This window comes from Streptococcus sp. HMSC072D05, assembly GCF_001815805.1.
GTDB lineage: Bacteria > Bacillota > Bacilli > Lactobacillales > Streptococcaceae > Streptococcus.
Map to the genome: position 1 here is coordinate 141,414 of NZ_KV821982.1, position 7,466 is coordinate 148,879.

Annotated in this window: 12 protein-coding genes; all 12 read left to right on the forward strand. The window is 41.0% G+C overall.

The genetic code is table 11. The features are described from left to right. The 12 genes from rpmD (at position 1) to HMPREF3057_RS00755 (ending at position 7,388) form a co-directional block, all read left to right on the forward strand. A complete protein-coding gene (rpmD, locus tag HMPREF3057_RS00700) occupies positions 1–183 on the forward strand; it encodes a 50S ribosomal protein L30 (RefSeq protein WP_000057241.1) in 183 nt (60 codons plus the stop codon). 144 nt (positions 184–327) lie between these two features. Further along, complete coding sequence (gene rplO, locus HMPREF3057_RS00705; protein ID WP_000766089.1) at positions 328–768, forward strand: 50S ribosomal protein L15; 441 nt, start codon at positions 328–330, stop codon at positions 766–768. A 12-nt stretch (positions 769–780) separates the two neighbouring features. Further along, positions 781–2,091, forward strand: coding sequence for a preprotein translocase subunit SecY (gene secY / locus HMPREF3057_RS00710; RefSeq protein WP_000465387.1), 1,311 nt, complete (start codon positions 781–783; stop codon positions 2,089–2,091). Positions 2,092–2,236: 145 nt separating this feature from the next. Beyond that, positions 2,237–2,875: an adenylate kinase gene (locus tag HMPREF3057_RS00715; protein ID WP_049519216.1), complete on the forward strand. Its 639-nt coding sequence runs from the start codon at positions 2,237–2,239 to the stop codon at positions 2,873–2,875. Between the two features lie 116 nt (positions 2,876–2,991). Further along, positions 2,992–3,210, forward strand: coding sequence for a translation initiation factor IF-1 (gene infA, locus HMPREF3057_RS00720; protein WP_001029883.1), 219 nt, complete (start codon positions 2,992–2,994; stop codon positions 3,208–3,210). Positions 3,211–3,234: 24 nt separating this feature from the next. Then, on the forward strand, positions 3,235–3,351 hold the full coding sequence (gene rpmJ, locus HMPREF3057_RS00725) for a 50S ribosomal protein L36 (protein ID WP_001808836.1): 117 nt from the start codon (positions 3,235–3,237) through the stop codon (positions 3,349–3,351). A 17-nt stretch (positions 3,352–3,368) separates the two neighbouring features. Continuing rightward, on the forward strand, positions 3,369–3,734 hold the full coding sequence (gene rpsM, locus HMPREF3057_RS00730) for a 30S ribosomal protein S13 (protein ID WP_000090781.1): 366 nt from the start codon (positions 3,369–3,371) through the stop codon (positions 3,732–3,734). A 17-nt stretch (positions 3,735–3,751) separates the two neighbouring features. Continuing rightward, the gene (rpsK, locus tag HMPREF3057_RS00735) at positions 3,752–4,135 is read left to right on the forward strand and encodes a 30S ribosomal protein S11 (protein WP_001118385.1); all 384 of its coding nucleotides are present in this window, start codon (positions 3,752–3,754) and stop codon (positions 4,133–4,135) included. A gap of 42 nt (positions 4,136–4,177) precedes the next feature. After that, on the forward strand, positions 4,178–5,113 hold the full coding sequence (locus tag HMPREF3057_RS00740) for a DNA-directed RNA polymerase subunit alpha (RefSeq protein WP_000568993.1): 936 nt from the start codon (positions 4,178–4,180) through the stop codon (positions 5,111–5,113). Between the two features lie 11 nt (positions 5,114–5,124). Further along, a complete protein-coding gene (rplQ, locus tag HMPREF3057_RS00745) occupies positions 5,125–5,511 on the forward strand; it encodes a 50S ribosomal protein L17 (protein WP_000331493.1) in 387 nt (128 codons plus the stop codon). A gap of 263 nt (positions 5,512–5,774) precedes the next feature. After that, entirely contained in the window at positions 5,775–6,041 is a 267-nt protein-coding gene (locus HMPREF3057_RS00750; RefSeq protein ID WP_000644111.1) for an ACT domain-containing protein, read from the forward strand. A gap of 9 nt (positions 6,042–6,050) precedes the next feature. After that, positions 6,051–7,388: a PFL family protein gene (locus HMPREF3057_RS00755; protein WP_000354871.1), complete on the forward strand. Its 1,338-nt coding sequence runs from the start codon at positions 6,051–6,053 to the stop codon at positions 7,386–7,388. Positions 7,389–7,466: the final 78 nt, after the last annotated feature.

Below are 7,466 nucleotides of genomic sequence, written 5' to 3' on the forward strand. Positions count from 1 at the left end.
ATGGCTCAAATTAAAATTACTTTGACTAAGTCTCCAATCGGACGCATTCCATCACAACGTAAAACTGTTGTAGCACTTGGACTTGGCAAATTGAACAGCTCTGTTATCAAAGAAGACAACGCTGCTATCCGTGGTATGATCACTGCAGTATCTCACTTGGTAACAGTTGAAGAAGTAAACTAATGAATTTTTAGGGGATGTGGCAATACTCATCCCCTAAAACTAGGTATAGTCATCTAAGATGACGATGTATAGGCGAGTTGATAAGGGAGACAACCTTTTCTCTCTTATCGGCGCTAGCATTTTACAAAAGAGGAGAAAACAATAATGAAACTTCATGAATTGAAACCTGCAGAAGGTTCTCGTAAAGTACGTAACCGTGTTGGTCGTGGTACTTCATCAGGTAACGGTAAAACATCTGGTCGCGGTCAAAAAGGTCAAAAAGCTCGTAGCGGTGGCGGAGTTCGCCTTGGTTTTGAAGGTGGACAAACTCCATTGTTCCGTCGTCTTCCAAAACGTGGATTCACTAACATCAACGCTAAAGAATACGCAATTGTAAACCTTGACCAACTCAACGTCTTTGAAGACGGTGCAGAAGTAACTCCAGTTGTACTTATCGAAGCAGGAATTGTGAAAGCTGAAAAATCAGGAGTTAAAATTCTTGGTAACGGTGAGTTGACTAAGAAATTGACTGTGAAAGCAGCTAAATTCTCTAAATCAGCTGAGGAAGCTATCACTGCTAAAGGTGGTTCTGTAGAAGTCATCTAAGAGAGGTGACCCATGTTTTTTAAATTATTAAAAGAAGCGCTCAAGGTTAAACAAGTTCGATCAAAAATTCTCTTTACGATTTTTATTATTCTTGTTTTCCGTATTGGGACAAGTATCACTGTTCCAGGTGTGAATGCAAAAAGTTTAGAAGCTCTCAGTGGTTTATCTTTCTTGAACATGCTTAGTCTTGTTTCAGGGAATGCCATGAAGAACTTCTCCGTTTTCGCACTCGGAGTAAGTCCGTATATCACTGCTTCCATCGTTGTTCAATTGCTACAAATGGATATTTTACCGAAGTTTGTAGAATGGGGCAAACAAGGGGAAGTAGGACGGAGAAAACTAAATCAGGCTACTCGTTATATTGCACTTGTACTTGCATTTGTTCAATCTATCGGGATTACAGCAGGATTTAATACTCTATCTGGAGCAAAATTATTAACGACAGCGTTAACTCCACAAGTTTTTGTTACTATTGGTATTATCCTCACAGCAGGTAGTATGATTGTAACTTGGCTCGGGGAACAAATTACAGATAAGGGATACGGAAACGGTGTTTCTATGATCATCTTTGCAGGTATTGTCGCTTCAATCCCTGAGATGATTAAAGGAATCTATGTTGACTACTTCGTCAATATTCCAAGTAGCCGTTTGACTTCATCTATTATCTTTGTCGTTATTTTGATTATCGCTGTCTTGTTGATTGTATACTTTACAACCTATGTTCAACAGGCAGAATATAAAATTCCAATCCAATATACAAAAGTTGCTCAAGGAGCCCCATCAAGCTCATACCTTCCATTGAAGGTAAACCCAGCGGGGGTTATCCCAGTTATCTTTGCAAGTTCCATTACAGCAGCACCTGCAGCCATTCTTCAGTTTTTGAGTGCTACAGGTCATGATTGGGCTTGGGTACGTACAGCACAGGAAATGTTATCTACAACATCTCCAACAGGTGTTGCTATGTATGCCTTGTTGATCATTCTCTTTACATTCTTCTATACATTTGTACAGATCAATCCAGAGAAAGCAGCAGAAAACTTGCAAAAAAGTGGAGCCTACATTCATGGTGTCCGTCCTGGTAAGGGAACTGAAGAATTCATGTCGAAACTTCTTCGTCGCCTTGCGACGGTCGGATCAATCTTCCTTGGTGTGATTTCAATCTTGCCGATTGTGGCAAAAGATGTCTTTGGTCTTTCAGAAGCTGTTGCTTTTGGGGGAACTAGTCTTTTGATCATTATCTCAACTGGTATCGAAGGAATCAAACAGCTAGAAGGTTACCTATTGAAACGTAAGTATGTTGGTTTCATGGATAAAACAGAATAAAAGCAAAATTACTTTTGCTTAGAGAGTGGAGTATGAAGATCTATCTATCAGAGAGATTTTCGTCTCCCCTCTTCTATTTTGTTTTTAAATAGGGGTTGAAAGAGATTTCTGCTTCTATTTAAATACAAAATAAGGAGATCCTATCATGAATCTTTTGATTATGGGCTTACCTGGAGCAGGTAAGGGAACGCAAGCAGCTAAAATTGTGGAGCAATTCCACGTGGCACACATTTCAACTGGAGATATGTTCCGTGCTGCTATGGCAAATCAAACTGAAATGGGTGTACTTGCAAAGTCATACATCGACAAAGGTGAGTTGGTTCCAGATGAAGTTACAAATGGAATCGTTAAAGAACGCCTTTCGCAGGACGACATCAAGGAAACAGGTTTCTTGTTGGATGGTTACCCACGTACGATTGAACAAGCGCATGCCTTGGACAAAACATTGGCTGAACTTGGTATCGAACTAGAAGGTGTGATCAACATCGAAGTGAACCCAGACTCTCTCTTGGAACGTTTGAGTGGCCGCATCATCCACCGCGAAACAGGTGAAACCTTCCACAAAGTTTTCAACCCACCAGTTGACTACAAAGAAGAAGATTACTACCAACGCGAAGATGACAAACCGGAGACAGTTAAGCGTCGTTTGGATGTGAATATTGCACAAGGTGAACCAATCATTGCTCACTACCGTGCCAAAGGTTTGGTCCACGATATCGAAGGAAATCAAGATATCAATGATGTGTTCAAAGACATCGAAAAAGTATTGACAAATTTGAAATAAAGCGTTTTTCACACTTGCAAAAAATCGCTACAAATGTTATACTGAGATAGTCTGACTTATAATTGTTGTCTCTATGTTTAGAGGCATCAAATCGAAATTTATGGAGGTGCTTTTGCGTGGCAAAAGACGATGTGATTGAAGTTGAAGGCAAAGTAGTCGATACAATGCCTAACGCAATGTTTACGGTTGAACTTGAAAATGGACATCAGATTTTAGCAACAGTTTCTGGTAAAATTCGTAAAAACTATATTCGTATTTTAGCGGGAGATCGTGTTACTGTCGAGATGAGTCCATATGACTTGACACGTGGACGTATCACTTACCGCTTTAAATAATCGAAAAACTTGGAGGGATAAGAAATGAAAGTAAGACCATCGGTCAAACCAATTTGCGAATACTGTAAAGTAATTCGTCGTAATGGTCGTGTTATGGTAATTTGCCCAGCAAATCCAAAACACAAACAACGTCAAGGATAAGATAGAAAGGAGAAAACATGGCTCGTATTGCTGGAGTTGACATTCCAAATGACAAACGCGTAGTAATCTCATTAACTTACGTTTATGGTATCGGACTTGCAACATCTAAGAAAATTTTGGCTGCTGCTGGAATTTCAGAAGATGTTCGTGTACGTGACCTTACGTCAGATCAAGAAGATGCTATCCGTCGTGAAGTGGATGCAATCAAAGTTGAAGGTGACCTTCGTCGTGAAGTAAACTTGAACATCAAACGTTTGATGGAAATCGGTTCTTACCGTGGTATTCGTCACCGTCGTGGACTTCCTGTCCGTGGACAAAACACCAAAAACAACGCTCGCACTCGTAAAGGTAAAGCTGTTGCGATTGCTGGTAAGAAAAAATAATATAGGAGGTAAAAGTCTTGGCTAAACCAACACGTAAACGTCGTGTGAAAAAGAATATCGAATCTGGTATTGCTCATATTCACGCTACATTTAATAACACTATTGTTATGATTACTGATGTGCATGGTAATGCAATTGCTTGGTCATCAGCTGGTGCTCTTGGTTTCAAAGGTTCTCGTAAATCTACACCATTCGCTGCTCAAATGGCTTCTGAAGCTGCTGCTAAATCTGCACAAGAACACGGTCTTAAATCAGTTGAAGTTACTGTAAAAGGTCCAGGTTCTGGTCGTGAGTCAGCTATTCGTGCGCTTGCTGCCGCTGGTCTTGAAGTAACAGCAATTCGTGATGTGACTCCAGTGCCACACAATGGTGCTCGTCCTCCAAAACGTCGCCGTGTATAATCATCGCATTACACTGCTTTTCGTTTAAGAGGGAGTAACTAAATGATTGAGTTTGAAAAACCAAATATAACAAAAATTGATGAGAATAAAGATTATGGCAAGTTTGTAATCGAACCACTTGAACGTGGCTACGGTACAACTCTTGGTAACTCTCTTCGTCGTGTACTACTAGCTTCTCTACCAGGAGCAGCAGTGACATCTATCAACATTGAAGGTGTCTTGCATGAGTTTGACACAGTCCCAGGTGTTCGTGAAGACGTGATGCAAATCATTCTGAACATTAAAGGGATTGCAGTGAAATCATACGTTGAAGACGAAAAAATCATTGAACTTGACGTTGAAGGTCCTGCTGAAATTACAGCTGGAGACATTTTGACTGATAGTGATATTGAGATTGTAAATCCAGATCATTATCTCTTTACAATCGGTGAAGGTTCTTCTCTAAAAGCGACAATGACTGTTAACAGTGGTCGTGGATATGTACCTGCTGATGAAAACAAAAAAGATAATGCACCAGTTGGAACACTTGCTGTAGATTCTATTTATACACCAGTTACAAAAGTCAACTATCAAGTAGAGCCTGCTCGTGTAGGTAGCAATGATGGATTTGACAAATTAACCCTTGAAATCTTGACTAATGGAACAATTATTCCAGAAGATGCTTTAGGGCTTTCAGCGCGTATCTTGACAGAACATCTTGATTTGTTTACAAATCTTACTGAGATTGCTAAGTCAACTGAAGTGATGAAAGAAGCTGATACTGAATCTGACGATCGTATTTTGGATCGTACGATTGAGGAACTGGACTTGTCTGTGCGTTCATACAACTGTTTGAAACGTGCCGGTATCAATACTGTGCATGATTTGACAGAAAAATCTGAAGCAGAGATGATGAAGGTACGAAATCTTGGACGCAAGAGTTTGGAAGAAGTGAAACTCAAACTCATTGACTTGGGTCTTGGATTAAAAGATAAATAAAGGAGGAATACATGGCTTACCGTAAACTAGGACGCACTAGCTCACAACGTAAAGCAATGCTTCGCGATTTGACAACTGACCTTTTGATCAACGAATCAATCGTGACAACTGAAGCTCGTGCTAAAGAAATCCGTAAAACTGTTGAAAAAATGATTACTCTAGGTAAACGTGGTGATTTGCATGCACGTCGTCAAGCAGCTGCTTTCGTACGTAATGAAATCGCATCTGAAAACTATGATGAAGCAACTGATAAGTACACTTCTACTACAGCACTTCAAAAATTGTTCTCAGAAATCGCACCTCGTTATGCTGAACGTAACGGTGGATACACTCGTATCCTTAAAACTGAACCACGTCGTGGTGATGCTGCGCCAATGGCGATCATCGAATTAGTATAAAATCATCAATTTTGTTGAGTGTTATGATGATGGAGTCTTGTGCTCTTAGTCTAGCTCTGGTCTACCGCTGGGACTTATGTCCTAGCGGGAACACTCATCATCATTTGATAGGGTAGACGCTTGTTTACGAAATTGTTTTTTTCTTAAGAACAACTTCGTAAGCAGGCGTTTTTTAGTATTTTCTATGGAAATATGCTATACTAGGAAAAAAGAAAATCAAAAACGTTCAGGTTTTCTAAAAATCGTAGAAATGGGGTATAAGGATGAAGGCTATTATTACAGTGGTTGGTAAGGACAAGGCTGGGATCGTTGCAGGCGTGTCTACTAAGATTGCAGAGTTGGGTTTGAATATTGACGATATTTCTCAGACGGTGTTGGATGAATACTTTACTATGATGGCGGTCGTTTCTAGTGACGAAAAACAGGATTTCACTTATCTTCGAAATGAGTTTGAAACTTTCGGTCAGACCTTGAATGTCAAAATAAATATTCAAAGTGCGGCGATTTTTGACGCTATGTATAATATCTAGGAGGTGGCTATGGATATTAGACAAGTTACAGAAACCATTGCCATGATCGAGGAGCAGAACTTCGATATCAGAACCATCACCATGGGGATTTCCCTTTTGGATTGTATTGATCCAGATATTGAACGTGCTGCTGAAAAGATTTACCAAAAAATCACCACTAAAGCTGCAAATTTAGTGGCTGTAGGAGACGAAATTGCTGCAGAACTTGGGATTCCTATTGTTAATAAACGAGTATCGGTGACTCCGATTTCTTTAATTGGTGCAGCGACTGATGCGACGGACTATCTTGTTTTGGCAAAGGCTCTTGACAAGGCTGCCAAGGAGATCGGTGTTGATTTTATTGGTGGATTCTCTGCCTTGGTACAAAAGGGTTATCAAAAAGGTGATGAAATTCTCATCAATTCTATCCCGCGCGCTCTAGCTGAGACAGACAAGGTTTGTTCGTCTGTTAACATTGGCTCGACCAAGTCAGGTATCAACATGACTGCGGTCGCTGATATGGGGCGTATCATCAAGGAAACAGCTGCGCTATCAGATATGGGTGCGGCCAAGTTGGTCGTATTTGCTAATGCTGTTGAGGACAATCCTTTTATGGCAGGGGCTTTCCATGGTGTTGGGGAAGCAGATGTTATCATCAATGTTGGTGTTTCAGGTCCTGGTGTTGTCAAACGCGCCTTGGAGAAAGTTCGTGGTCAGAGTTTTGATGTTGTAGCTGAGACGGTCAAGAAAACAGCCTTTAAGATTACTCGTATTGGTCAGCTAGTCGGTCAAATGGCCAGCGAGAGACTGGGTGTTGACTTTGGGATTGTCGACCTAAGCTTGGCACCAACTCCTGCAGTTGGCGATTCTGTGGCTCGTGTCCTTGAGGAAATGGGCCTAGAAACAGTTGGTACGCATGGGACGACGGCTGCCCTCGCTCTTTTGAATGACCAAGTTAAGAAGGGCGGAGTGATGGCTTGTAACCAAGTCGGTGGCTTGTCAGGTGCTTTTATCCCCGTTTCTGAAGATGAGGGGATGATTGGTGCGGTACAAGATGGCTCTCTGAATTTAGAGAAACTAGAAGCCATGACGGCTATCTGTTCTGTTGGGCTGGATATGATTGCCATTCCGGAAGATACGCCTGCTGAAACCATTGCAGCTATGATTGCGGATGAGGCGGCAATTGGTGTCATTAACATGAAAACAACGGCCGTCCGTATTATTCCAAAGGGCAAAGAAGGCGATATGATTGAGTTTGGAGGCTTGCTAGGGACAGCTCCAGTTATGAAGGTCAACGGGGCTTCGTCTGTTGATTTCATCTCTCGCGGTGGGCAAATCCCAGCTCCAATCCATAGTTTTAAAAATTAATAAAAAAGCGAGAGGATTTAAGTTGAGTTTAAGGATGACTGTGTATACTATAATCATTAAATAAAGACCTCCTAACTT

Excerpts from the sequence above, each read along its gene's own strand:
- HMPREF3057_RS00750 (WP_000644111.1), top strand. The coding sequence starts at position 5,775 with ATGAAGGCTATTATTACAGTGGTTGGTAAGGACAAGGCTGGGATCGTT.
- HMPREF3057_RS00755 (WP_000354871.1), top strand. The coding sequence starts at position 6,051 with ATGGATATTAGACAAGTTACAGAAACCATTGCCATGATCGAGGAGCAG.
- rpmD (WP_000057241.1), top strand. The coding sequence starts at position 1 with ATGGCTCAAATTAAAATTACTTTGACTAAGTCTCCAATCGGACGCATT.
- rpmJ (WP_001808836.1), top strand. The coding sequence starts at position 3,235 with ATGAAAGTAAGACCATCGGTCAAACCAATTTGCGAATACTGTAAAGTA.
- secY (WP_000465387.1), top strand. The coding sequence starts at position 781 with ATGTTTTTTAAATTATTAAAAGAAGCGCTCAAGGTTAAACAAGTTCGA.
- HMPREF3057_RS00740 (WP_000568993.1), top strand. The coding sequence starts at position 4,178 with ATGATTGAGTTTGAAAAACCAAATATAACAAAAATTGATGAGAATAAA.
- rpsM (WP_000090781.1), top strand. The coding sequence starts at position 3,369 with ATGGCTCGTATTGCTGGAGTTGACATTCCAAATGACAAACGCGTAGTA.
- rplO (WP_000766089.1), top strand. The coding sequence starts at position 328 with ATGAAACTTCATGAATTGAAACCTGCAGAAGGTTCTCGTAAAGTACGT.
- HMPREF3057_RS00715 (WP_049519216.1), top strand. The coding sequence starts at position 2,237 with ATGAATCTTTTGATTATGGGCTTACCTGGAGCAGGTAAGGGAACGCAA.
- rplQ (WP_000331493.1), top strand. The coding sequence starts at position 5,125 with ATGGCTTACCGTAAACTAGGACGCACTAGCTCACAACGTAAAGCAATG.